Annotated in this window: 21 protein-coding genes; 16 read left to right on the top strand and 5 right to left on the bottom strand. The window is 37.9% G+C overall.

The genetic code is table 11. The annotated features are described in order from the left end of the window. The first annotated feature begins 70 nt into the window (after positions 1-70). The 3 genes from LQZ75_RS08525 to LQZ75_RS08515 all read left to right on the top strand — a co-directional run bounded on the left by LQZ75_RS08525 (position 71) and on the right by LQZ75_RS08515 (position 4,261). Entirely contained in the window at positions 71-1,135 is a 1,065-nt protein-coding gene (locus LQZ75_RS08525; protein WP_230097401.1) for a lipid II:glycine glycyltransferase FemX, read from the top strand. A gap of 220 nt (positions 1,136-1,355) precedes the next feature. Next, complete coding sequence (locus tag LQZ75_RS08520; RefSeq protein ID WP_230097400.1) at positions 1,356-3,014, top strand: putative polysaccharide biosynthesis protein; 1,659 nt, start codon at positions 1,356-1,358, stop codon at positions 3,012-3,014. 20 nt (positions 3,015-3,034) lie between these two features. Further along, positions 3,035-4,261, top strand: coding sequence for a carboxylate--amine ligase (locus LQZ75_RS08515; protein ID WP_230097399.1), 1,227 nt, complete (start codon positions 3,035-3,037; stop codon positions 4,259-4,261). 38 nt (positions 4,262-4,299) lie between these two features. Here LQZ75_RS08515 and LQZ75_RS08510 read toward each other — a convergent pair whose 3' ends face one another. Then, entirely contained in the window at positions 4,300-5,127 is an 828-nt protein-coding gene (locus tag LQZ75_RS08510; RefSeq protein WP_230097398.1) for an NAD(P)H-hydrate dehydratase, read from the bottom strand. Between the two features lie 109 nt (positions 5,128-5,236). On the opposite strand from LQZ75_RS08510, the gene pepV reads away from it, so the two are divergent. The 5 genes from pepV (at position 5,237) to LQZ75_RS08485 (ending at position 11,825) form a co-directional block, all read left to right on the top strand. After that, complete coding sequence (gene pepV / locus LQZ75_RS08505; RefSeq protein ID WP_230097397.1) at positions 5,237-6,646, top strand: dipeptidase PepV; 1,410 nt, start codon at positions 5,237-5,239, stop codon at positions 6,644-6,646. Between the two features lie 371 nt (positions 6,647-7,017). Beyond that, a complete protein-coding gene (locus LQZ75_RS08500; protein ID WP_230097396.1) occupies positions 7,018-7,755 on the top strand; it encodes an amino acid ABC transporter ATP-binding protein in 738 nt (245 codons plus the stop codon). A 20-nt stretch (positions 7,756-7,775) separates the two neighbouring features. Next, positions 7,776-9,233, top strand: a complete 1,458-nt coding sequence (locus tag LQZ75_RS08495; protein WP_432443451.1) for an ABC transporter substrate-binding protein/permease — start codon at positions 7,776-7,778, stop codon at positions 9,231-9,233. A 376-nt stretch (positions 9,234-9,609) separates the two neighbouring features. Further along, entirely contained in the window at positions 9,610-10,347 is a 738-nt protein-coding gene (locus tag LQZ75_RS08490) for an amino acid ABC transporter ATP-binding protein (protein ID WP_230097395.1), read from the top strand. Positions 10,348-10,370: 23 nt separating this feature from the next. After that, positions 10,371-11,825 (top strand): ABC transporter substrate-binding protein/permease, encoded by a 1,455-nt coding sequence (locus tag LQZ75_RS08485; protein ID WP_230097394.1) that lies wholly within the window; start codon positions 10,371-10,373, stop codon positions 11,823-11,825. A gap of 118 nt (positions 11,826-11,943) precedes the next feature. Here LQZ75_RS08485 and LQZ75_RS08480 read toward each other — a convergent pair whose 3' ends face one another. Further along, entirely contained in the window at positions 11,944-12,495 is a 552-nt protein-coding gene (locus tag LQZ75_RS08480; RefSeq protein ID WP_230097393.1) for an LURP-one-related/scramblase family protein, read from the bottom strand. A gap of 155 nt (positions 12,496-12,650) precedes the next feature. Here LQZ75_RS08480 and LQZ75_RS08475 point away from each other — a divergent pair, with 155 nt between their 5' ends. The 3 genes from LQZ75_RS08475 (at position 12,651) to adhE (ending at position 17,294) form a co-directional block, all read left to right on the top strand. After that, complete coding sequence (locus tag LQZ75_RS08475) at positions 12,651-13,325, top strand: uracil-DNA glycosylase (protein WP_230097392.1); 675 nt, start codon at positions 12,651-12,653, stop codon at positions 13,323-13,325. 34 nt (positions 13,326-13,359) lie between these two features. Beyond that, complete coding sequence (gene pta, locus LQZ75_RS08470; protein ID WP_230097391.1) at positions 13,360-14,334, top strand: phosphate acetyltransferase; 975 nt, start codon at positions 13,360-13,362, stop codon at positions 14,332-14,334. Positions 14,335-14,603: 269 nt separating this feature from the next. Next, positions 14,604-17,294 carry a bifunctional acetaldehyde-CoA/alcohol dehydrogenase gene (adhE, locus tag LQZ75_RS08465; RefSeq protein WP_230097390.1) on the top strand — a complete coding sequence of 897 codons (2,691 nt, stop codon included), beginning with the start codon at positions 14,604-14,606 and terminating at the stop codon, positions 17,292-17,294. Positions 17,295-17,363: 69 nt separating this feature from the next. Here the strand turns inward: adhE and LQZ75_RS08460 are convergent, their stop codons facing one another. Continuing rightward, positions 17,364-17,816, bottom strand: a complete 453-nt coding sequence (locus LQZ75_RS08460) for a GAF domain-containing protein (RefSeq protein ID WP_432443450.1) — start codon at positions 17,814-17,816, stop codon at positions 17,364-17,366. Positions 17,817-17,990: 174 nt separating this feature from the next. Here LQZ75_RS08460 and LQZ75_RS08455 point away from each other — a divergent pair, with 174 nt between their 5' ends. Genes LQZ75_RS08455 through htpX form a run of 4 tightly spaced genes read left to right on the top strand, consistent with a single transcriptional unit; the run spans position 17,991 to position 21,618 of the window. Beyond that, the gene (locus tag LQZ75_RS08455; protein WP_230097388.1) at positions 17,991-19,349 is read left to right on the top strand and encodes a bifunctional folylpolyglutamate synthase/dihydrofolate synthase; all 1,359 of its coding nucleotides are present in this window, start codon (positions 17,991-17,993) and stop codon (positions 19,347-19,349) included. Positions 19,350-19,393: 44 nt separating this feature from the next. Beyond that, positions 19,394-20,086 (top strand): JAB domain-containing protein, encoded by a 693-nt coding sequence (locus LQZ75_RS08450; RefSeq protein ID WP_230097387.1) that lies wholly within the window; start codon positions 19,394-19,396, stop codon positions 20,084-20,086. Between the two features lie 51 nt (positions 20,087-20,137). Further along, positions 20,138-20,707 (top strand): LemA family protein, encoded by a 570-nt coding sequence (locus LQZ75_RS08445; RefSeq protein WP_230097386.1) that lies wholly within the window; start codon positions 20,138-20,140, stop codon positions 20,705-20,707. A 14-nt stretch (positions 20,708-20,721) separates the two neighbouring features. After that, positions 20,722-21,618 (top strand): zinc metalloprotease HtpX, encoded by an 897-nt coding sequence (gene htpX / locus LQZ75_RS08440; protein ID WP_230097385.1) that lies wholly within the window; start codon positions 20,722-20,724, stop codon positions 21,616-21,618. A gap of 113 nt (positions 21,619-21,731) precedes the next feature. Here htpX and LQZ75_RS08435 read toward each other — a convergent pair whose 3' ends face one another. Together LQZ75_RS08435 and LQZ75_RS08430 are read right to left on the bottom strand one after the other, a co-directional pair. Next, on the bottom strand, positions 21,732-22,445 hold the full coding sequence (locus LQZ75_RS08435; RefSeq protein ID WP_230097384.1) for a type 1 glutamine amidotransferase: 714 nt from the start codon (positions 22,443-22,445) through the stop codon (positions 21,732-21,734). Next, positions 22,445-23,794, bottom strand: a complete 1,350-nt coding sequence (locus LQZ75_RS08430) for a Mur ligase family protein (protein WP_230097383.1) — start codon at positions 23,792-23,794, stop codon at positions 22,445-22,447. Before LQZ75_RS08430 ends, LQZ75_RS08435 begins: the two co-directional genes overlap by 1 nt. Positions 23,795-23,997: 203 nt before the next feature. On the opposite strand from LQZ75_RS08430, the gene LQZ75_RS08425 reads away from it, so the two are divergent. After that, positions 23,998-24,588: a thymidine kinase gene (locus LQZ75_RS08425; RefSeq protein WP_230097382.1), complete on the top strand. Its 591-nt coding sequence runs from the start codon at positions 23,998-24,000 to the stop codon at positions 24,586-24,588. Positions 24,589-24,612 lie beyond the last annotated feature (24 nt).

The raw sequence follows: 24,612 nt of genomic DNA, 5'->3' as shown, positions 1-24,612 counted from the left end.
AAGTTCACAGAATGCGGAGTTTAGGGCTTAAAAAGTGTATCATTAAAGAAGAAATTTAAAAGAAAGTTGGATGATAAAAGTGCCGATTTTAGATATTACCGATAAAAATGCAGTTTCACGGTTCCAAGATTTTGTACGTGGCTCAAAGTATGGTCAAATTACACAAGATTTAGGATGGGCAACCGTTAAAGATAATTGGGAACAATTCCATGCATATGTTGAGGAAGATGGCCAAATTATTGCGGCTATTTCAATTTTGATGACTAAGTTGGCTAATGGTTCACGCTTTGCCTATGCTTCAAAAGGACCAGTCATGGATCCTCATGATTTGGCATTGTTAGATCGACTCGTTGCGGAAGTTAAACCAACGTTGATTGAAAAAAATGTGTATGTGTTACGAATGGATCCCGAAGTAGCATACGATGAAGCTTTTGATGCCGAAATTAAGGAACATGGCTACGAAACACGTAATGTTAATGTAGAAGGCTTACATGGTACAATTCAACCCCGGATTAACGTCGTGGTTGATTTACAAGGGAAACAAACGCAAGATGAAATTTTAGCTGGCTTTTCAAGTAAAGTTCGTACTAAAATTCGTCGAGGTTGGCGTGATGGTGTAACGACACGGTACAGTAATGCCGAAGACGATTTAAAGATTTTCTACGGTATTTATGAAGAAATGGCACATCGTCACGACATCACATACCGCCCATATGATTACTTCCAACGGATGTTAACGACTTTTGGACCGGATGACATTATGCGGATTTACTTAGCGGAAAAAGATGGTGAAACTTTAGCGGTTGGTTTAGGCTTTGCCTTTGGGGATAAAGTCTGGTACATGTATGCTGGTTCAATTTCAGGACCAATCTTTGAAGCTCCACGGGTTATCCAAGTGGCAATGATGGAATGGGCAGTTGCTGCTGGTAAATCTGCTTATGATCTTGGTGGGGTTGGTGCTGCTGATGCTGAAGATAGCCTCTATCTTTTCAAGAGTGGCTTTTTAGGTAAAGAAGATGCCCCACGGGTCTACATTGGTGAAATTGATTGTGTCTTTGATGATGCCGTTTATGACCAGTTAGTCCGTCAAAAAGACGCTAAGCATTTAATTGATAGTGTTGGTAGTGCCGAGTAATCGGGTGATTGATTAATTTAAATAAAAACAGCTTGGAATTTTAAATTTCCAAGCTGTTTTTATTTTAGTTTTATTGAGTGACAATGCGTGCAGTTACTTTAAGCGCCCGAAAGTCCTTAATTTTGTGAAGCAAATAATTATTAATTAATGCTTTATTGTTATTCAGGCCAAAATTAGATAAAATGAAGGGATTGTATAGTAATGAAAGTAGGAAGTTAAAATGTCTGAAGAACCGCTTCAAGTGGAGCAAAAAAACATTCAAGATAATAAAAAGCAAATGCTACGAGGGTCATTTTGGTTAGTTGCCGGTACTATTATGTCGCGGATTATTGGGGCGTTGTATATTATTCCGTGGGCGGCCATGTTTGGCGAGATGCAATACCAAGGAAATGCGTTGTTCTCAAAAGGATATAATTTATATGCATTGGCGTTAATGGCTGCCACTGCAGGGGTACCATCAGCCGTGTCCAAGTTAGTGGCCCGCTATAATGCTGAAGGTGAATATAATTTAGCTTTAAAACTTTACCGAACATCGTTAGTTATTGGCTTAATTACAGGGTTAATTGCGGCCGGTGGAATATGGATTTTTGCCCCCGAATTATCAGGTGGGGATCCAAATGTAATTCCAGTCCTCCATTCGTTAGCCCCAGCAATTTTAATTATTCCAATTCTTAGTATGACACGTGGTTTTTTCCAAGGAAACAACCAAATGGCATCATCATCATTTTCTCAATTTATTGAACAAGTCTTACGTGTCATCTATATGCTGTTTATGACCTGGTTTATTTTAAGCGTTAACCATGGCAAGTGGCAAGATGCAGTCGTTCAATCAACCTTTGCCGCTTTTGTTGGTGCTTTAGGTGGAATCGCCGTACTTGTATGGGTCCTGTATCGGCAACGAACATATTTCCATGATTTAAGTTTACAAAGTAAAAATGAAACAACTATTTCTAATAAGCGAATTTTTGCGCAAGTTATTTTTCAAGCGATTCCGTTTGTTGTTGTTGGTTCAGCAATTCCAATTTTTCAAATTATTGATCAATATTCATATTTTGATATTATGCAACGCTTTACGAATTTTACGTATGCTGAGTTAAATAGCCAATATGCAATTTTTGATTTTAATGCCAATAAATTAATTATGATTGTTATTTCGTTAGCAGTTGCCATGGGAAGTACCGCCATTCCGTTATTAGCGGCTGCCCATACACGGAATGATAAAAAAGAAATCGCCTCACAAATTCGGTTTACCTTGGAATTGTTTGTGGTGGTGATGATTCCAGCTGCAATTGGAATGGCCGCGATTGCCCGGCCATTATATATTACCTTTTATGGTTTTGGTAATACTACAATTGCAACGATGGGAACTTTAATCTTACAATTCTCATCATATTTAGGAATTTTATTTGGGTTATTTACGATTTTATCAACCGTTACGCAAGGTTTATCAAATAATGCTCTTGCTTTAAAATCATTAGCAATTGGGATTATCATTAAATTGATTTTACAAGTACCAGCCACGGCTTCATTTGGAGCGATGGGGCCATTAGTAGCATCGTTTGTTGGCTTTGGGGTGGCTAGCATTGTTATTTTGCATAAGCTAAAATCAACTTATGAAATTAACTATAAAGCGATGATGCCCATGGTAATATACGTAATTATTAGTGCGATTATTATGGGACTAATTGCAAGTATTATGGTTAGTGGATTAGGAATTTTCTTGCCATCAACTGGCCGCCTAACACAATTTATTATTGCCATGTTTGGCATGATATTCGGTGGAGGGGTGTATACTTACCTTATCTTAAAATCTAAGTTTGCAGAACAACTATTTGGCCAACGTATTGTTCGGTTAAAACGAAAATTAAAAATTAAGTAACTAATTGTAGGGGGCATAATATGCAACACCAAGTTTTGTTTTTAGGTAGTGATGAAAGTATCTATGGCTCAGCTCGAGAAATTCATGAAGCCTATGGGGTTAAATCAACAATTTTGGCCGCCGCTAATCCAATGACGGCGACACGTAATAGTGAGATTATTGAGGTAAAATTAGTACCAGGTATTAATGACGATCCGATTTTTATTACTGAAATTACTAAGATTGGTCAACAATTTAAAGCGGCTGGTCAAGCAACTATTTTAGTTGGTTCAGGTGATAAATATGCCGCCCTCATTGCTAAACATAAAGCAGCGCTTAGTGAATATTTTGTGATTCCATATGTCGATTATGAACGTATGATCGAATTAAACCACAAAGAAACATTTGAACCTTTAGCAGCCGCATATGGTTTAGATATGCCGGCTACACAACGCATTTCAGCAGCTGATGTTGACCATGAAGTCATCTCGCCTTGGGGTTATCCAGTAATTTTAAAATCTGATAACTCGGTTGAATGGATGGATTTATATTTTCCAGGTCATAAGAAAATCTATTTTATTAACTCAACAGAAGAGTTAAATGAAGTTATCAAATTGGCTTATGAAAATGGTTATACAAGTACCTTTACAATGCAAGATATGATTCCGGGTGATGACTCCTATGAACGGAATTTGACGGCTTATATTGATCAAAATCATAAAGTCCGAGTTATCTCAATGGGGCATGCGTTGATTGAAGATCCTGGTCCACAAGGGCGGGGAAATCACATGGCCATTATGCCTGATTACAATGAAGACATTTATCGCCAATATGTTGGCTTTTTGGAGTCACTTAATATTACCGGCTTTGCCAACTTTGATTTGAAATATGATCAACGTGATCATAAGTTTAAGGTCTTTGAAATGAATGTTCGTTTAGGTCGTTCGAATTTCTGGGCGAGCCTAAATGGCGTTAATTGGATGGAATATTTAATTAGTGATTATGACGGTACTCTTGGTGAAAAGCCGGTGGTCTTTGCTAACGCTGATCAAAGTAAATGGCAGGTTTGGATGGCGATTAGTCCGCGTTTATTTAAAAAATATGCGCGTAACAATGCGGCAACTGATGTGGCCCTTAAATTATTAGCTGACGGTAAATATGGCTATACCTACAAATATGCTGCTGATTGGAACTATCAACGGTTTATGAATTACTGGCGAGCTAATCGTAATTTTGCCAAATACTATGCTAAATATTTTAAAGCTTAATAAAAAAGCCAACCATTAGGTTGGCTTTTTTATTGGGATTATTGTTGGGCAAAACGGGCCATAAAGAGCGGCAATTGCGCACTAATTTGACTTGGAAGAACAACGTATTGCTGTTGAGCTAGTTCATCTGCTATTGCACTATGTAAATAAAGGGCGGCGGCCACAGTTGTAGCATTAGGTTTAAATTGACCAAGGAAACTACCAACAAGACCAGCTAAAGTATCACCCATCCCGCCAGTCGCTTGATAAGGGCCACCAACGATTATTTTTTGGGCAGGAGCGTGCGGTGTATAGAGTTCCGAATGATGTTTTTTAACAATAACGATAGCCTGTAATTGATCAACAATTACTTGATTGTTAGTAGGCGTCTGGTTAATAATTTTGAGACCACTAACGCGTTGCCATTCCATTTGGTGTGGTGTTAAAACAGTTAGTTTCGTCGTTGGTAATTGCAGTTGATGACGAGCTAGTAACGTTAAAGCTGAGCCATCGACAATTAAAGTTTGGTTAGGGCTGATGCTTGTTAGGATTTCTTTTAAAATAGTTAAAGCATGGAGACTTGTACCTAATCCAGGGCCAATTACGATGACATCTTGTGTAGCAATAAAATCTTGATAACTATCATGGTAGCTAAGGGCCATGGCTTCGGGTAGCTCAGTATTAAGTGCGGTAATTGTTTCAGGAGCTGTCACGACAGTCACCAGGCCACTACCACCGTAGACGGCCGCTTTACTGGCTAATATGATTGCACCATGATAATGTTCAAAGCCCCCAATCAACATAATGCGTCCATAGGTGCCTTTATAGGAATCGATTGGTCGTGGTGTAATTACTTTTGCAACTAGATTTTGGTCAATAATGTTCATTTTACTAACGCTCCTCACCATGAATTTTAGGATTGTAATCAATTAACTACATTATATCAAACCAGATTGTGATAAAATAAATTTAACTTATTAAATGGAGGATTAATCGATGATTGACTGGAAAGCAGAGATTGCAACACGCCAAGAAGATTTTTTAAATGACTTACAAACTATGTTACGGATTGAAAGTGTCCGAGATGACGCCCTTGCGACTAAGGATGCCCCTGTGGGCCCTGGTCCTAAAGCTGCGTTAGAAAAGTTCTTGGAAATCGCTAAAGAAGCTGGTTTCCGGACAAAAAACATCGATAATATCGTTGGATATGCTGAAATTGGCCCAGAAGATGCTGAAGAATCAGTTGCTGTTTTGGCTCACGTTGATGTTATGCCAGCCGGTGAAGGTTGGGATAGTAACCCATTTGAACCAGTTATCAAAGATGGTAAATTGATTGCCCGCGGTGCTTCTGATGATAAAGGCCCTGGAATGGCCGCATTTTACGGTATGAAGATTCTTAAAGATTCTGGTGCACCATTGAAGCGTCGCGTACGTTTTATCGTTGGGACAGATGAAGAAAACGATTGGAAAGACATGGATCGTTACTTTGAAGTTGAACCACAACCAACCATGGGATTCTCACCAGATGCAGAATTCCCAGTGATTAATGGTGAAAAAGGAAACGTAACATATGAAGTTAAATTCAATGCTACCAATGAAGGTGACTTTGAATTAATTAAATTCGAATCAGGCTTACGTCCCAACATGGTGCCTGGTAAAGCAGTTGCCTTAGTTTCAGCACCAGATGCCAGTGCAGTTATTGATGCATTCAACAAGTTCTTAGCAGCAAACCCTAAGGTAACTGGATCTGTTGATCCATTACCAGAAGGAATTCAATTTACAGTTAACGGTAAGCAAGTTCACGGTGCTAGCCCAGAAATTGGTGAAAATGCCGGTACTTACTTAGCTAACTTCTTAGACCAATTTGCATTTGGTGGAACTGCTAAAGGGTATGTTCACTTCTTAGGTCAAGCGGTACATGATGATGCGCTTGCAACTAAGTTAGGAATTAACTTTACCGACGATATCATGGGACCACTTACAATGAACATCGGAATTCAACGTTTTGATGCTGGCCAACCAGGCTTCATCAACTTGAATTTCCGTTACCCTAAGGGTGTTGATTTTGAAAGTATTGGTCAAGGAATTGCCAATCATTTAGATGGTTTTGAAGCCGAAGTTGAGATTCAAGGACACCACATGGCACCTCACTTTGTACCAGAGGACGATGAAATTGTGAAGACTTTGATTGATGTCTACAACCACCAAACTGGTTTAGATGGTAAGCCAGAAGTTGTCGGTGGTGGTACTTATGGTCGTCTAATGGATCGTGGAGTTGCCTTTGGAGCTTTGTTCCCAGGGGATGAAGACACCATGCACCAAGTTAATGAATTTATGACCATTGAATCATTGACTAAGGCTGCTGCCATCTATGGTGAAGCGATTGAACGTTTAGCCACAAAATAAAAAATAATGACAATTTGCTTAAAAACTGGTAAACTTCTGTTAATGAAAGTTTTGGGGTAAATTAATCATGAAGTTTCGATTGCAGAATCACGAAAGTAATAATCAAGAGACCACGAGTAATTGTGTTTATTTTGCATTAGTTATTTTCAGTGATTGAAACTCATGTAGTTATGAATCTTTGGAGTAGACTTATGTGAAAACACGTAAGTCTATTTTTTTATATAAATTACTAAAACGAATATTATTATTTAGTATTCCATTATTGTTCATAATTATTCTTAAAATTTGAAAATTGAAAACTAATGATTGGTTTAAACCTAATAAAACCAAACTTTGATTAAAATAAATGGCTTGGAGCCGGAGGAACTAACATGACAGCAAAGGTAACCGTAAAAGATTTACATAAAGCATATGGTGATAATGAAGTGCTTAAAGGGATTAATCTTGAGGTCCAGGAAAATGAAGTCGTCGTAATGATTGGTCCATCTGGATCAGGAAAAAGTACTTTTTTACGGACATTGAATAAATTAGAAGACCCAACAAGTGGTGAAATTTTAATTAATGGCTATAACTTGGTTGATAAAAAAACAGATATTAATAAAGTTCGTGAAAATGTCGGAATGGTTTTCCAACACTTTAACCTTTTTCCACATTTATCAGTTTTAGAAAATGTTATTTTAGCGCCGGTTGAATTAGGAAAAATGTCAAAAGAAGACGCTAAGGCATTGGGGATGCAATTGCTAACCCAAGTTGGCTTAGCAGAAAAAGCAGATGCTAAACCAACCCAATTGTCTGGTGGTCAAAAACAACGGGTGGCGATTGCTCGGGCGCTTGCAATGAAGCCAAGCATCATGTTATTTGATGAACCTACCTCAGCGTTGGATCCTGAAATGGTGGGGGATGTATTACAAGTTATGCGGGATTTAGCCGAAGATGGGATGACGATGATTGTGGTAACACATGAAATGGGTTTTGCTAAGCAAGTTGCCGACCGTGTGGTTTTCTTCGCTGATGGATACATTCGTGAGCAAGGGACACCGGAAGAAGTGTTCAATAACCCTCAAGATCCACGAGCACAAGACTTCTTGAATAAAGTTCTAAACGTCTAGGCAGGAAAGAGAGAAATATGATGAAAAAACATACATGGCTTAAGGCTAGTTGGTTAATGGTAACCATGTTACTAGGATTAATCGTCTTTAATACCACAACGGCGCATGCTGATACAAAAGAACCGCACTATGTTATTACAACAGATACAACCTTTGCACCATTTGAATTTCAAGGGCAAAATGGCAAGTATGTTGGTATCGATATGGATATGTTAAGTGCGATTGCCAAAAAAGAACACTTTACGTATAAGTTAGTACCAATTGCCTTTAACTCTGGGGCACAAGGCGTCCTCTCAGGGCAATTTGATGCCATTATTGCAGGGATGACAATTACGCCTGAACGCCAACAAGTTTATGATTTTGGAACACCATATTACAAGACCGGAATTATTGCTGCAGTTAGTCCTAAGAGCGGAATTACTGATTTGAACCAATTACGGGGAAAAACAGTTGCCTTAAAAACAGGAACTGGTTCAGCGCAATATGCGGTATCAATTCAAAAGAAATATGGCTTTAAAGTAACGTACTTTAATGATTCAAATACAATGTATAATGCTGTTGCTTTAGGTAACGCCGCTGCAGCTTTTGAAGATGATCCTGTCATGAAATACGCCATTAAAAATGGGGTTAAGTTAAAGATTATTACGCAACCAGCTAATGGTGGTGAGTACGGATTTGCCGTTAAAAAGGGTCAAAATAAAGAATTACTTGCTAAGTTTAATGCTGGTTATGCAGCTATCAAAAAAGATGGTACGTACGATAAAATTGTTGCAAAATATCTTGGATCAAATGAAGCTAAATTTTCTGGTGATGCCAAAGAAAATAATTCAATTATTGGTTTATTGAAACAAAATAAAAATCAATTCATTAGTGGGATGATTAAAACTCTTCAATTAACCATTTTCGGGATTGTTTTTGCCACCATTTTTGGGGTTTTAATTGGGGTCTTGGCAGTCGTACCAAATAAATTTGCCCATGGATTCTCAAGTACAGTTATCTATATTTTCCGTGGATTACCACTGCTAGTGTTAGCATTCTTTATTTACATTGGTTTACCATCATTAACGGGTACAAAGATTCCCGCTATTGCTGCTGGATTAATAACTTTGACATTGAATGAAGGAGCTTATATTGCAGCCTTTGTAGCCGGTGGTTTGAAACACGTTGACGCTGGTCAAATGGAAGCAGCCCGTTCACTAGGATTACCTTACTGGAAAGCAATGCGGAAAGTTATCATGCCACAAGGGATTAAACTTATGATTCCATCGTTTGTTAACCAATTCATTATTACATTGAAAGATACTTCGATTTTATCGGCAATTGGAATTATCGAATTAACGCAAACAGGAACGGTAATTATTTCACGTAATATGCAAGGTTTCCGCGTATGGTTCATTGTAGCAATGATGTACTTAATTATCATTACGTTATTGACGTTCCTTGCCAAATGGGCGGATAAAAAATTCGCTTCAAAATAAATAATTAACAATTTGAAAAGAAAACTAATGACAAGATTGTTTAAAAATGATAGAATTTTAATAATCAAGAAATTAGGAAGTACTTATCAATGACTAAGAGCTCAAAAAATAATAATAGCGCGCGAAATTTACCTAATCAATTAGGCTTTTTGCGACGATTATTTTCTGGGACTGGTTTAGCAGTTTAGTATTTTAGAAAGTAGACGACGCGTTAGTCAGTCTACTTTTTTTATGTTCAGAAACTAAACGAACATTGCTTTAGTAAATGATGGTATTGTTCCTAATATTTTGAATTTTAGCAGTAAACAAGTAATTTAGTTTGGGTTCCATGGGTAAGTTAGAGAAATTATTGAGTTAATTATATGGAGGTATCAAGATGGTTGCAAAAGTTAGCGTTACTGATTTACATAAGTCCTATGGGGATAATGAAGTTCTAAAAGGAATAAACTTAGCTGTTGAAGCAAATGAAGTAGTGGTGATGATTGGACCATCTGGTTCTGGTAAGAGTACGTTTTTACGGACTTTAAATAAATTAGAAGAACCAACGACCGGTAGTATTGCAATTGACGGGATTGATTTAACCGCTAAAGATACGAACTTAAATAAAGTTCGCGAAAATATTGGCATGGTATTTCAACATTTTAATCTTTTTCCACACTTGACGGTCTTAGAAAATATTACGTTAGCGCCAATTGAATTAGGAAAATTATCAAAGGCCGAAGCCCAAGAACTCGGCTTGAAATTATTGGATCGAGTTGGCCTAGCTGATAAAGCAACGGCCAAGCCAACTCAACTATCAGGAGGCCAAAAACAACGCGTTGCGATTGCACGAGCATTAGCAATGCAACCAAGTATTATGCTATTTGATGAACCTACGTCGGCTTTGGATCCAGAAATGGTTGGTGAAGTTTTAAAAGTAATGCGTGATTTGGCTGAAGATGGGATGACGATGATTGTCGTAACACACGAAATGGGATTCGCTAAACAAGTTGCCGATCGGGTGGTTTTCTTTGCGGATGGCTATATTCGTGAAGAAGGAACGCCTGAGCAAGTTTTCAATAATCCTCAAGATCCACGGGCACAAGATTTCTTGAACAAAGTATTGAACGTTTAGAAAAGAGAGTAGGGGAGAAAAAGATGCATAGCAAAACTTGGATGAAGTACTTCATGTTAACCATCGCATTGATGGTTGGAATTATTACAACAGGAACTGATATAGCACATGCTAGTAAGGAACCACATTATGTTATTACCACAGATACCACTTATCCACCGTTTGAATTACAAGATAAAAATGGTAAGTATGTTGGGATTGATATTGATATTTTAAAAGAAATTGCCAAGCGGGAACATTTCACATATAAACTGGTACCAATTTCATTTAATTCGGGAGCACAAGCAGTTTTATCAGGGCAATTTGATGCAATTATGGCTGGGATGGCAATTACACCGGCCCGTAAAGAAGTTTATGATTTTGGGACACCATACTACAAAACTGGGGTAATTGCCGCAATTAGTAAAAATAGTAATATTAAATCCCTTGATGATTTACGCGGTAAGACAGTGGCTCTTAAAACCGGGACAGGGGCGGCTGCGTATGCTTTATCAATTCAAAAACAGTATGGATTTAAAGTAACGTATTTTAATGATTCAAACACAATGTATAATGATGTGGCGTTAGGAAATACAGTAGCAACCTTTGAAGATGAACCCGTAATGAAATATGCGATTCAAAACGGCGTTAAATTAAAAATATTAACTAAGCCAGCTAATTCTGGGTATTACGGTTTTGGGGTAAAAAAAGGTCACAATCAAGCATTAATTAAAAAATTCAATGCCGGTTTTGCTTCAATTAAAGAAGATGGGACGTATGATAAAATTGTTGCTAAGTACATCGGCGCAAAAGAATCAAATTTTGCCGGTAGTGCCAAAGTGAATAATTCAATTTGGGGCCTATTAAAGCAAAATAAAAGCCAATTCTTAGCGGGAATCGGTCAAACGCTAATGTTAACGATTTTAGGGATTATTTTAGCTACAATTTTTGGGGTTGCTATCGGTATTTTAGCAATTATTCCTAATAAATTTAGCCATGGTTTTGCAAGTACGATTATTTATATTTTCCGTGGCTTACCACTTTTGGTACTAGCATTCTTCATCTATATTGGGATTCCATCATTGACAGGGCATAAGTTATCAGCACTCTTTTCGGGGTTAATTACGTTAATGCTAAATGAAGGGGCCTATATTGCAGCTTTTGTTGCCGGCGGGCTTAAAGCGGTTGATAATGGTCAAATGGAAGCCGCTCGGTCACTTGGGTTAAGTTATGGGAAGGCAATGCTTAAAGTTGTTATGCCGCAAGGAATTAAATTGATGGTGCCATCATTTGTGAACCAATTCATCATTACATTAAAAGATACTTCAATTTTATCAGCAATTGGGATTATTGAATTAACACAGACCGGAACAGTAATTATTTCACGTAATTCACAAGGTTTCCGCGTGTGGTTCTTAGTTGCCTTAATGTATTTAATTATGATCACTTTATTAACATTTTTAGCTAAATGGGCCGATAAAAAATTTGGTGGTAACTAGTTAAAAGTGGGACATTTTTAGTTTGATAAACAAAAACAGCTTGGAAAAGTATTCCAAGCTGCTTTTTGTTTATTTATAATAATAAGCATATAGTTTCAAATGAATGTTAACGCTAAAACTAATGATTTTTAAGGGTAATTTTATCTGAATAAGCTAAAGTGATCGGCTGGCGTAAAAGATTTTTAAGTGGCGAGGGCTTAGTATTAAACAGCCACCGACTTAGAATAACGGCAATACCAATTAAAATGGGTTCTTGAGCTTTATTTTTAATGGTTAATTCATTGAATAAACCATTCGGTCGTTTAACTGGTTTGACAGTCATCAAACGGGTTTGTTTATGGTAAGCGTGATAAGTACCGGAAGTTAGGCTACCCCGAATGAACCAATTTAAGTCACGGACATAGATGACATCTAGTAATGTTCCAAGGGAAACCCCGATGGAACCGACTTCTTCATCTTGAAATGTAATTGTAAAACGTGGCAAGAGACCAAAGGAGGTCTGTTTAAGTTCAACAACAAGTTGGCCGAGGTTATTGTAAACATGAATGAATGCATCTTCACGGCCAAAGCTGCCAGTGACTAAGTATTCGGCTTTCCCATTAATATCACGCACGGTTGTAGCGGTTTGTGAACTATGCGTATTAATTTGTTTTAAATACAATTTTCGCATTTCGCTCCCCCTTAAAATGCCCTCATATCTTTACTATATTTTAGCATGTCAGGACGCAATGTGTGTAATTGGTTTCTAAATAAATGTAGAACAGTTATAATAAGCTTGTGGCGGATTACCCGTCCCGCACTACAAAGAAATGAGTATTTAAATTAATGGAATCACTACTACATAATGATTGGCAATCGATTTTAGCACCGGAATTAAATTCACCAGAATTTAAGACGCTAATTAATTTTTTGCATCAGGAACGTGAGAGTTTTAATATTTTTCCACCACAAGCGGAAGTATTTAATGCTTTTAATTTCACTAATTTTAAGCAAACCCGTGTCGTTATTTTGGGGCAAGATCCGTATCATGAACGAAATCAAGCGCAAGGATTAAGCTTTTCAGTGGCACGAGGCGTTAAAATTCCACCAAGTTTACGTAATATCTATCAAGAGTTAGCAAATGATTTAGCTATTGAGCCCGTCAAACATGGTGATTTAAGTGCGTGGGCCCAGCAAGGTGTCTTATTGTTAAACTCGGTACTAACCGTCCGTGAAGGCCAAGCCAACTCACATCGCCAACGTGGCTGGGAAATGCTAACGGATGCCGCTATTCAGGCGTTATCTGCTAAACCAGAGCCTGTCGTCTTTATTTTATGGGGTAAACCTGCGCAAATGAAGCAAAAATTAATTGATGAAACGCATAATTTGGTGCTCACAAGTCCCCACCCATCACCATTGTCAGCATATCGTGGTTTCTTTGGTTCCAAACCATTTTCAAAGACTAATGCTTATTTAAATACGCACGGTCAACAACCTATTAATTGGCATTTGCCAGCATAAATACAATAACTTATTTTTTGGAGGAAGTAATCTCATGGGATTATTTGAAGAATTAGCAACGAAGGTTCAAGGCGCCAACAAACGAATTGTCTTTCCAGAGGGGGAAGATGCCCGTATTCAAGGAGCTGTGATTCGGTTAGCACAAGAAAAGTTGCTTAAACCAATTTTACTTGGCGACACGCAAGCCATTGCTAAGACCGCTACTGAAAATCATTTTGACTTAACCGATATTGAAATTATTGATCCAAAAACGTACCCTAAAGCACAGTTAGAAGCGATGATTCAAGTGCTTGTTGAACGCCGTAACGGTAAGACTGATTTTGAAACTGCTGAAAAGTGGCTTACAAATGTAAACTATTTTGGCACAATGATGGTTTATATGGAATTAGCCGATGGAATGGTATCCGGTGCGAAGCATCCAACTGGTGATACTGTCCGGCCAGCATTGCAAATTGTCAAAACAGCACCTGGTTCAACTCGAATTTCTGGTGCGTTCATTATGCAAAAAGATGACCAACGCTATGTCTTTTCAGATGCAGCCATCAATATTGATATTGATGCCCAAACAATGGCTGAAATTGCCATTCAATCTGCTCGCACGGCACAAGTATTTGGCATCGATCCTAAAGTAGCCATGCTATCATTTTCAACGAAAGGTTCAGCTAAAGCAGATCAAGTAACTAAAGTTGTTGAGGCAACTAAGTTAGCTCAAGCGATGGATCCAAAGTTAGCCATTGACGGCGAACTTCAATTTGATGCGGCTTTTGTACCAACAGTTGCCGCTGCCAAGGCTCCAGGGTCAAATGTTGCTGGGCATGCCAATGTCTTTATTTTCCCAGATCTACAATCAGGTAATATTGGTTACAAGATTGCTCAACGGTTTGGTGGTTTTGAAGCAATTGGCCCAATTTTACAAGGTCTTGCAAAGCCAATTTCCGATTTATCACGTGGTTGTAATACAGATGACGTCTACAAAGTTGCGTTAATTACTGCCGCTCAAGCATTATAAAAGTAAAAAACAGCTAATTAACGTTTTTAATTGGCTGTTTTTTGATACATAGTGATATTTTTAACAATCGAAAAAATTTATTTTTTTGAAAAACACATATGCTTTTAGTTCTTTTTTTATCTTGTAAATGTTGTTTTATAAGGTTTTTTAGATGGGGGATAAAAGATTGGAAATTGTAAAACAAAATTCTTGCTAATTTTATAAGGTTCGTGTATTATAAAGTTTGTTAATAGATGCACAAAGTATTTTATACAACGAGGATTGAAAAAATGGTAGAAGCTATTAAAAAAGCACCTAAAAAAGTTCTAACTGATGAAGAAAAAGCTCAATTAACACTTCAAGCGGAAATTTTAACGACTGATTTAGTTCGCAAAGCTGAAAAGGCACTTATTGAATTTTCAAGTTTTACGCAAGCTCAAGTCGATAAAATCGTGGCTGCAATGGCCTTAGCTGGAAGTGAAAATTCATTGTTATTAGCTCACGAAGCCCATGATGAAACTGGTCGGGGTGTTGTCGAAGATAAGGATACCAAAAATCGTTTTGCATCAGAATCTGTTTTTAATGCCATTAAAAATGATAAAACGGTTGGTGTTATTAATGAAGATCCTGTTACAGGAAAAGTTGAAATTGCTGCACCATTAGGGGTTCTTGCAGGAATTGTACCAACAACTAACCCAACCTCAACCACTATTTTTAAATCAATGTTAAGTGCTAAGACGCGAAATGCAATTATCTTTGCCTTTCACCCACAAGCACAAAAGTCATCAATGCATGCAGCAAAAATTGTTTACGATGCGGCTGTTGCTGCCGGTGCACCAGAAAACTTTATTCAATGGATTGAAAAACCATCAATCTATAACACTTCTGCTTTAATTCAAAGTCCCGGAATCGCCTCAATTTTAGCAACGGGTGGTCCAGCAATGGTTAATGCAGCATTACGTTCAGGTAACCCATCTATGGGGGTTGGTGCTGGTAACGGAGCTGTATACGTGGATTATACTGCTAATATTGATCGTGCTGCTGAAGATTTATTATTATCAAAACGATTTGATAACGGGATGATTTGTGCAACTGAAAATTCTGTTGTGATTGATCAAAAAGTTTATAAGGAATTCCTTAAAAAATTAGATCAACAAGGTGCATATTTATTACCTAAGGCTGATTACAAAAAGTTAGAAGATTTTGTTTTCAACGATAAACATGGTGTGAATGGTCAAGTTGCTGGTATGAGTGGTCGCTGGATTGCTGAACAAGCCGGTATCGAATTACCAGAGGGTAAGGATGTTATTTTAGTCGAATTAGATGAAAAAAATATTGGTGAAAAGTTATCTTCTGAAAAACTTTGCCCAATTCTTTCAGTCTACAAGTCAAAAGACCGTCAAAATGCAATTGCGATTGTTCGTGCCTTACTTAATTACCAAGGTGCCGGTCACAATGCGGCCATTCAAATTGGTGCCCAAGATGATCCATTTGTTAAAGAATATGCAGATGCCGTTGAAGCTTCACGTATTTTAGTTAACCAACCAGATTCAATTGGTGGAGTTGGTGATATTTATACTGATGCACTACGTCCAAGTATGACACTTGGAACGGGAACTTGGGGGAAGAACTCATTGTCACATAACTTATCAACTTACGATTTATTGAATATTAAAACAGTTGCTCGTCGTCGGAATCGTCCACAATGGATTCGGTTACCTAAAGACATCTACTATGAAAATAATTCAATTACGTATTTACAAGAACTTGCCAATGTAGATCGGGCCTTTATCGTAGCAGACCCTGGAATGGTCCAATTTGGCTTTGTTGATAAAATTTTAGATCAATTTACATTGCGTCAAAATCATGTTAAAACGTCAATCTACGGTGCTGTTAAGCCCGATCCAACGATTAACCAAGCAATTGAAATTGCTAAACAAATGGCTGATTTCCAACCAGATACAGTGATTGCTATTGGTGGTGGTTCAGCACTGGATGCGGCTAAAATTGCGCGGTTGCTTTACGAATACTCTGCAACCCACCCAGGTGCACTAGATGATGAAGTTGTCATGGCTGATTTGTTCCGTCAATTAAAACAAAAATTTATGGATATCCGTAAACGAATCGTTAAATTTGAACACCAAAGTTTAACTCAAATGGTTGCGATTCCAACGACTTCAGGTACTGGTTCAGAAGTGACACCATTTGCTGTTATTACTGATGATGCGACACACGTTAAGTACCCATTAGCCGATTATGAATTAACACCACAAGTTGCGATTGTTGATGAATCATTTGTAATGACAGTACCTAAGCGCACGGTTGCTTTCTCTGGATTGGATTCATTGTCACACGCCCTTGAATCATATGTTTCTGTAATGGCATCAGATTTTACTCGCCCATGGGCCTTACAAGCAATCAAATTAATTTTTGAAAACTTAACTGCTTCATATAACTATGATCCAACACACCCAAACAAAGAAGGCCAAGCAGCCCGTGCTAACATGCATACTGCGGCAACCTTAGCTGGGATGTCATTTGCCAATGCATTCTTAGGAATTAACCACTCATTGGCTCACAAGACTGGTGGTGAATTTGATTTACCTCACGGTTTAGCAATTGCGATTGCGATGCCACACGTTGTTCGTTTCAATGCAGTTAGTGGCAATGTAAAACGCACACCATTCCCACGTTACGAAACATATACTGCGCAAAAAGATTATGCTGATATCGCCCGATACCTTGGTCTTAGTGGTAAAACGGATGCGGAATTAGTTGATGCTTTACTTAAAGAAATTGCTAAGTTAGTTAAGAGTGTTGAGATTAATCCAACTTTATCAGGCAACGGTGTTGATAAAAAACATTTTGATGATGCACTTGATAAGTTAGTTGACTTAGTCTACAACGACCAATGCACACCTGGTAATCCTCGCCAACCATCTTTAGATGAAATCAAACAATTATTACGTGATCAATTCTAAGCTAGTTTGGTGAATTCACTAAATATTACGCAACTAAAAAAGCCTTCCCACATGGGAGGGCTTTTTTAATTAAAAATGTTTTGCAACGATGGCCGCAAATTCGGTAATTGCAACAGCATCAGCATCACTAAAACGATCTAGCTTAGGTGAGTCAATATCTAAAATGGCAACAATTTTATCGTTGACGATGATGGGTGCTACGATTTCAGAATTTGAGGCACTATCACAAGCAATATGGCCGGCAAATTCATGGACATTAGGAACGACTAAGACTTCTTTTTGAGTGAAGCTTGTACCAACAACTCCGTTACCGGGAGTGATGTGCATGCACGCAACTTTTCCTTGGAAAGGTCCAAGTACCAAATCATTGTTGGCTTCATCAAAGAGATAAAAACCAGCCCAATTAAGATCAGGCAAAGTTTGCATCAATAAAGCTGATGCATTTGATAGGTTGGCAACAGTGTTCGTTTCACCAGTTAAAAGGGCATCTAATTGAGCAGGTAATAACTTTAAATCTTCCATAGCATTCATCTCACTTCTTTTTAATAAGTTAAAAATATTGTATCAAGTGAATAATAAAACGCAAGCTTTAAGTTGAGAATCTATTTAAATTTAGCATATTCGTAAAATTAGGATAGCTTTTTAGGGAAAATTTAACTAAGATTATCATTAAAATATAGTTAGTGAGGCATTGAGATGGTTACAACATATGAAGAAGCAATTGATTTTATTCATGGCCGCATGGTCTGGAAAAAGACACCAACTTTTGACCGCATGGATGCATTATTGCAAGCGTTAGGTAATCCCCAAAATACGATTAAAGGGATTCATATTACTGGTACCAATGGTAAAGGTTCAACAACTGCTTATTTACGGGACATGTTAGTTGCAAGCGGCTTGACTGTTGGGACATATACTTCACCATTTATTACTAAATTTAATGAACGTATTTCAGTTAACGGTGTAATGATTAGCGATGACGAATTAGTTACACTTGTACAACAGATTGAACCATTGGTGTTAGCAATGGATGTTAGTGAAATTGAAGGCGGTCCAACTGAATTTGAAGTTATTACAGCAATGATGTTTTTATATTTTGCCACCCACCCAGTGGATGTTGTAATCATTGAAGTAGGGATTGGGGGTCTTTTTGATTCGACAAATGTTTTTACACCAATTTTAAGTATTGTCACGTCAGTAGGCTTTGACCATATGCATGTTTTGGGGAATACCTTGACGGCCATTGCCCAACAAAAAGCTGCAATTATTAAACCCGGTGTCCCCGTAATTTATGGTGGTCATGCCAACGAGGAGGCGGGAACGGTTATTAAAGCAACAGCGCACCAATTACGCGTCCCATTTTGGTCGTTTGATGATATGGATATCACCTTGGTGCCGACCACGAATCCTTGGCAAGAGAAATTTAGTTGGACTTTACACGACTGTATTTTACCAACGATGGCGGTTCGCCAGTTGCCAAATGTCGAGTTGGGGATGTTGGGCAAATTTCAAGTTGAAAATGCTAGTTTAGCAATTTTGGCTTATTATTATTTAGCAAATATGAAAATTGTAACATTTAATGATTCAATTATTTTAAGTTCGCTTAAAAATACTAAATGGCCCGGAAGATTCGAGACTTTACAAAATAACCCTCGTGTGGTGATTGATGGCGCACATAATGTTGCAGCAATTCATGGGTTACATGAACTATTTAATCGTAAATTTGATAAAGTTGCTAAAATAACAATTATTTTTGCGGCACTTGCTGATAAAGAATTTGCTAAGATGGCCAATGAATTAGCAAGTATTCCCAACGTGGAATTAATTGCAACCGAATTTGCTGGACCTGGAAAACGGCATGTCGTGAATGAAGCTGAGGTTGCTAAGCAAGTTAATCAACAAATCAAGACGGCTTCAGATTGGCAAAGTGCCTTGGCCATGGCTGAAAGTAATGCACCAGAAAATAGTTTTATTCTGCTAACCGGATCATTGTACTTTGTTAGTGAAGTTCGGGCGTATTTTGATGAGAAAAAATTAAACGCTTTGGTTAATTAATAACTTTTCCCGTACCTTATTTGCATCAATTCAAAGGAGAATTAATGATGGTGCAAACAAATCGAGCTTTAGTAAGTCAGCTACAGGATTATGAATTATTACAACGGTATTTTCAAGCACATGAATTAAGCAAAGTTGATCAAGCAAGTGAACTGAAAGCATTTTTGGATGAATTCAATAGTTTAGAAGGGTTTAAGCATGCAGCGACTGATCGGATGAATGTATATGTAAATGGGCATGTGCGTGTGCGGCAAGGATTATTAGCTGCGATTGAATTTGGTGAACGAGTTGCACGAACAGTCCCTAAAATTCAAGGGCGGGTGATAGGAAGTCAAAATTTTGGTAATGAATTAATAAAAGCCATGCGCGGCCTTGAACAAGAACAGTTATGGTTGTTTTCATTAGATACGCGCCATCAAATTATTGCCACTGATGTAATTCACATTGGTTCATTACGGACATGTCCTTTTCATATCCGAGATGTCATTCGTAAGGCGCTTAAGTACAATGCGCAAAGTATCATTTTGGCGCATAATCACCCAAGTGGCCAATCAGAACCATCAGAAAAAGATTTAAGGTTATCAAAGGAAATGGCCAAAGCGGCCGATTTATTTGAGATTGCATTACTTGATTCCTTTATTGTTGGTGCAGACGACTACACAAGTTTGCGAGAAGAAGGAGCGTTTTCGGTTTTTGATGAACTAAAGGAGCTTGAGACAAATATGAAGCTGAAATAAATTATGTTTATATGGTAGAATATACTTATATGAGAAACGGAGGAGTATTTCATGGGAATTATTATCGCAATTGTTGTGATTGTTGTCTTAGCATTTATCTGGATTTCAATTTACAACAGATTAGTTCGTTCACGAATGAACACACAAGAAACATGGAGTCAAATCGATGTGCAATTAAAACGTCGGAATGATTTGATTCCAAATTTAGTAGAAACTGTTAAGGGTTACGCTAACTTTGAACAAGGTACTTTGGAAAAAGTAATTGGCTTGCGTAACCAAATTGCCCAAACACCATCTGAAAATCATGCTGAAACAATGGCATTATCAGATCAAATGACTTCATCATTGAAGGGGATTTTTGCGGTTGCTGAAGCATATCCAGATTTGAAAGCGAATGTGCAATACAGCCAGTTGATGGAAGAACTTTCAAATACTGAAAATAAAATTGCTTATTCACGGCAACTATTTAACTCAAGCACGGCTGCTTACAACGGTAAGTTACAAACTTTTCCAACTAACATGATTGCTAAAATGCATCATTTCCAACCAAGTCAATTCTTGGAAACACCTGAAGAAGAAAAAGCTGCTCCAAAGGTATCATTTGGACCAGACGGTAAGTAATAGCGAGGCTCAGCATGTTATTTGAACAAATTGCCCAAAATAAACGGCGGACTGTTTATTTATTAGTCGGGTTTATGTTCTTGGTCGTTCTAGTTGGAGCGGCCATTGGATATATGTTTTTCCGTTCAGCAATGATGGGCGCTATTTTAGCGATTATTGCAGGTGGAATATACGCTTGGTTAATGATTGAACAATCGACTGAAATTGTCATGAGCATGAATAACGCTCAAGAAGTAACTGCCAAAGAGCAAGCACCACAATTATGGAATATTGTTGAAGATATGGCCTTGGTCGCTCAAGTACCGATGCCACGGGTATTCATTATCGATGATCCAAGTCCAAATGCCTTTGCAACTGGGAGTGATCCCAAACATGCAGCAGTGGCTGCCACAAGTGGTATTTTGGAACGACTAACACGTGACGAATTAGAAGGGGTGATGGCCCACGAAATGGCGCATGTGCGTAATTATGATATTCGAATTTCAACAATTGCGATTGCTTTGACGGCAATTATTTCAATGTTAGCCAACTTTGGAAGTAATTTTATGTTCTTTGGTGGTGTACGTGAAGATGAAGATGAGCGTGATAACAATGGTGGTATGCAGATTTTTGGGATTATCTTTTCAATTTTATTGATAATCTTTGGACCAATTGCAGCCACAATTGTCCAAATGGCTATCTCACGAAATCGGGAATATTTAGCGGATGCAACGGCCGTTGAATTAACGCGTAATCCACAAGGGCTTATTAATGCCCTTAAGAAGATTGCGATGTCTGAACCAATGGAAAGCGCAGATCCAAGTTCGGCTGCACTTTACATTGAAAACCCGCTCAAGGGAAAATCAGCAGCTAATTTATTTTCAACGCACCCAGCGACTGAAGATCGAATTGATAGGCTTGAACATATGTAATAAAAAGGGTGCTAGTTTAAATTTAACTAGTACAAGAAAAAGGCGTAGGAAATTTAATTCCTACGCCTTTTTTTGAATTTATGATAAATCATGTAGCATGTTAGGTTAATAGCTTAGAAAAATTCAGGGGTCACATTGGCCAATTTACTGTGCCAATCAACGGTTGGATACTTCCGCACCAACGCTAATTCTAACATCCGTAATGCTAAGTTACCGTTACGCGTTAAGATTGGTCCGTGGAAATAGGTACCAAAGACATTTCGGTAGATAACGCCTTCGTTACCATCTTCACCATTGTTTCCGTTACCGATAACAACCTTACCTAAAGGTCGTTCTTGATTACTTAAGTAGGTACGTCCTTGGTGATTTTCAAAGCCGTGGTATTCTTCACCAGTTTCGGGATTTTTGATGGTAACATTACCGATAAATCGGGTTGTAGCCTGGTTTTCAGTGTAAATATTCATGGCACCAATTCCTTCTACACGGGTGCCATCAGCCATAATAAAGTAATTACCGAGTAATTGATAACCACCACAAACGGCAATGATTGGACCATCGTTTTCAATGAAGCGCCGGACTTCACTACCAATCCGTTGTAAGTCAGGGGCAACAATTGATTGTTCATAGTCTTGACCACCACCAAAGAGGGCAAAGTCAAAATTATCAGCATTGAAATCATCACCAAGTGACACCAATTGATCACTCACTTCGACACCAATCTGTTGGGCATAGTAGCGTAAAGCAATAATATTACCGTAGTCCCCATATGTGTTCATTAAGTCCCCATATAAATGAGCGACGCGTACGTTGTATTGTTGTTCAGTCATTATTCTGTCACCCGTCCTTTAATGTATCCTTGTTCCAATAAGTGAGTCCGTAATTGTAGCATTGCTGTGTAAGTTGCCATGACATAGACTTTTTTGGTTGGAACCGCCTTGATAGCGTCAATTGCATCGTTTAAATCAGGATAAACCGCTTGATCAGTGAAGCCGGCCATCTTTAGGCGGACATTAAAGTCTTTGTAACGTTCACCACCTGTAATTACATTTTTAATGTTAGTTTGGTGGAGCTTTTCAAAGTTTGCATCCCAAATCCATGACGTATCGATTCCATCAGCATAGTTAGCGTTGAGTAAGGCCATCAATGAATAATCATCAGCTTCCGTTGCAATCATATCAATAATTTGATTGGCACCAACCGGATTTTTAACTAAGACAATCGTGACATCTTTACCATCAACATTAATTGATTCTTGGCGACCAAAAATTTGCGCATTTGATTCAAAAGCATGGTGAATTTGATCAGGCGTAACCTCAAAAAAGCGTCCAACAGCATAAGCGGTTAAAGCATTATAAATATTGTATAAACCACCAACTTCGATTTGGAAAGTAGTCCCATCAATATCAAAATTAGAGAACTTAGGATGTAATTGGTTAATTTTAGTAACGGCATGCGCTAATTGTGGCCGTTTAAAATCATCGGTTGTTGAAAAGTAGTCTCCAAGGTTAGCGTACGTAATTGAGTGGTAATGTAAAATGGAATTGTCGGTTGGTGATAAAACACCATCTGTGTTAGCAGGTGCTTTAAAATCAGCGCTTTGATCCATATGATTAAAGCCATAAAAGAATTTTTTATTAGGTAAATCATCCCGCATAAAAATTGGTGAATCCCCATTAGCAATAATCGTAGCATTAGGCGCTAATTTAATACCATCGACAATTTTTTGATAAGTGCTATAAATTTCACCATAACGATCAAGTTGATCACGGAAAATGTTTGTTAAAACAAAAACCTTTGGTTTGATATATTTAGTAATTAATACGACATTGGCTTCGTCAACTTCAAGGACTGCTAGCGGACGTTGATTGTGCGCTGTTTTAGCAGTTAACAATGTCCCAGTAATTCCTTGAATCATATTTGACCCAGATGGATTGGTGATAATATCAGGATATTTCTCACGTAACACGCGGGTAATCAAAGCGGTGGTCAACGTTTTACCATTTGTACCAGTAACCAAGACGACATCAAAGTCTTGAGCGAGATTTTTTAAAATATCGGGATCGATATTAGTAGCGATTTTCCCAGGTAATGAAGTACCACCACGATGTAAGACATCATGGAGTAGCCAGTACGTTGATTTACCAGCGAAACTTGCAAATGAACTGCGAATTGTCATGTTGAGACTCCTTTATATTTCCATGTATGGCTATTATTATACATGTTTAAAAATCTTGATGATACCCAGAGAAACATGATTTGTAAAAAAAGCAAAAGTTTTCGCAAGCTTTTCATTACCTTTCAGTCTAATTTCCGCTATAATGGTAAATAGTATTGTATTAAATTCGAACGATATAATTTTCTATTTGAAAGGAACTAACGATGGCACAGTTATTTTTCCGTTATGGCGCAATGAATAGTGGTAAGACAATTGAAATCTTGAAAGTTGCCCACAACTATGAAGAACAAGGTAAATCAGTCATTATTCTAACAAGTGGCTTAGATAATCGCTATGGTGAAGGTTTAGTTGCTTCACGGATTGGAATGTCACGTCCAGCTCATCCAATTTTTGCTGATACCGATGTCTTTGATTTGGTCAACGAGTTAAATGAAGATGCATTTGCCGTCTTAGTTGACGAAGCCCAATTCTTAACGCGTGAAAATGTTTTACAATTGACACGAGTTGTTGACGAATTGCATATTCCGGTTTTAGCATTTGGCTTGAAAAACGATTTTCAAAATCATCTTTTTGAAGGTTCAGAAGCGTTATTAATTTTTGCTGATAAAATTGAGGAAATTAAAACTATTTGCTGGTTCTGTGGTCGGAAAGCAAGTATGAATTTACGTGTTAATGATGGCAAACCGGTCTACGAAGGCGAACAAGTCCAAATTGGTGGTAATGAAAGTTACTATCCAGTATGTCGTGAACACTACTTCCACCCATCACTTGATAATATCGTGATAGAAGATTAATGAACGTAGGCTAAATATTCAAAA

The sequence above is a fragment of the Periweissella fabaria genome (assembly GCF_918814575.1).
Taxonomy (GTDB): domain Bacteria; phylum Bacillota; class Bacilli; order Lactobacillales; family Lactobacillaceae; genus Periweissella; species Periweissella fabaria.
The sequence above is the reverse complement of the archived record's forward strand: the minus strand, read 5'-3'. Positions and strand labels throughout refer to the sequence as shown.

What these genes read in the sequence shown, in the direction of transcription:
- LQZ75_RS08495 (WP_432443451.1), top strand. Translation starts at nt 7,776, where the DNA reads ATGAAAAAACATACATGGCTTAAGGCTAGTTGGTTAATGGTAACCATG.
- LQZ75_RS08490 (WP_230097395.1), top strand. Translation starts at nt 9,610, where the DNA reads ATGGTTGCAAAAGTTAGCGTTACTGATTTACATAAGTCCTATGGGGAT.
- LQZ75_RS08515 (WP_230097399.1), top strand. Translation starts at nt 3,035, where the DNA reads ATGCAACACCAAGTTTTGTTTTTAGGTAGTGATGAAAGTATCTATGGC.
- LQZ75_RS08525 (WP_230097401.1), top strand. Translation starts at nt 71, where the DNA reads ATGATAAAAGTGCCGATTTTAGATATTACCGATAAAAATGCAGTTTCA.
- LQZ75_RS08445 (WP_230097386.1), top strand. Translation starts at nt 20,138, where the DNA reads ATGGGAATTATTATCGCAATTGTTGTGATTGTTGTCTTAGCATTTATC.
- LQZ75_RS08475 (WP_230097392.1), top strand. Translation starts at nt 12,651, where the DNA reads ATGGAATCACTACTACATAATGATTGGCAATCGATTTTAGCACCGGAA.
- LQZ75_RS08450 (WP_230097387.1), top strand. Translation starts at nt 19,394, where the DNA reads ATGATGGTGCAAACAAATCGAGCTTTAGTAAGTCAGCTACAGGATTAT.
- LQZ75_RS08425 (WP_230097382.1), top strand. Translation starts at nt 23,998, where the DNA reads ATGGCACAGTTATTTTTCCGTTATGGCGCAATGAATAGTGGTAAGACA.
- pta (WP_230097391.1), top strand. Translation starts at nt 13,360, where the DNA reads ATGGGATTATTTGAAGAATTAGCAACGAAGGTTCAAGGCGCCAACAAA.
- LQZ75_RS08430 (WP_230097383.1), bottom strand. Translation starts at nt 23,794, where the DNA reads ATGACAATTCGCAGTTCATTTGCAAGTTTCGCTGGTAAATCAACGTAC.
- LQZ75_RS08500 (WP_230097396.1), top strand. Translation starts at nt 7,018, where the DNA reads ATGACAGCAAAGGTAACCGTAAAAGATTTACATAAAGCATATGGTGAT.
- LQZ75_RS08480 (WP_230097393.1), bottom strand. Translation starts at nt 12,495, where the DNA reads ATGCGAAAATTGTATTTAAAACAAATTAATACGCATAGTTCACAAACC.
- LQZ75_RS08520 (WP_230097400.1), top strand. Translation starts at nt 1,356, where the DNA reads ATGTCTGAAGAACCGCTTCAAGTGGAGCAAAAAAACATTCAAGATAAT.
- LQZ75_RS08485 (WP_230097394.1), top strand. Translation starts at nt 10,371, where the DNA reads ATGCATAGCAAAACTTGGATGAAGTACTTCATGTTAACCATCGCATTG.
- LQZ75_RS08460 (WP_432443450.1), bottom strand. Translation starts at nt 17,816, where the DNA reads ATGGAAGATTTAAAGTTATTACCTGCTCAATTAGATGCCCTTTTAACT.
- LQZ75_RS08455 (WP_230097388.1), top strand. Translation starts at nt 17,991, where the DNA reads ATGGTTACAACATATGAAGAAGCAATTGATTTTATTCATGGCCGCATG.
- htpX (WP_230097385.1), top strand. Translation starts at nt 20,722, where the DNA reads ATGTTATTTGAACAAATTGCCCAAAATAAACGGCGGACTGTTTATTTA.
- LQZ75_RS08510 (WP_230097398.1), bottom strand. Translation starts at nt 5,127, where the DNA reads ATGAACATTATTGACCAAAATCTAGTTGCAAAAGTAATTACACCACGA.
- LQZ75_RS08435 (WP_230097384.1), bottom strand. Translation starts at nt 22,445, where the DNA reads ATGACTGAACAACAATACAACGTACGCGTCGCTCATTTATATGGGGAC.
- adhE (WP_230097390.1), top strand. Translation starts at nt 14,604, where the DNA reads ATGGTAGAAGCTATTAAAAAAGCACCTAAAAAAGTTCTAACTGATGAA.
- pepV (WP_230097397.1), top strand. Translation starts at nt 5,237, where the DNA reads ATGATTGACTGGAAAGCAGAGATTGCAACACGCCAAGAAGATTTTTTA.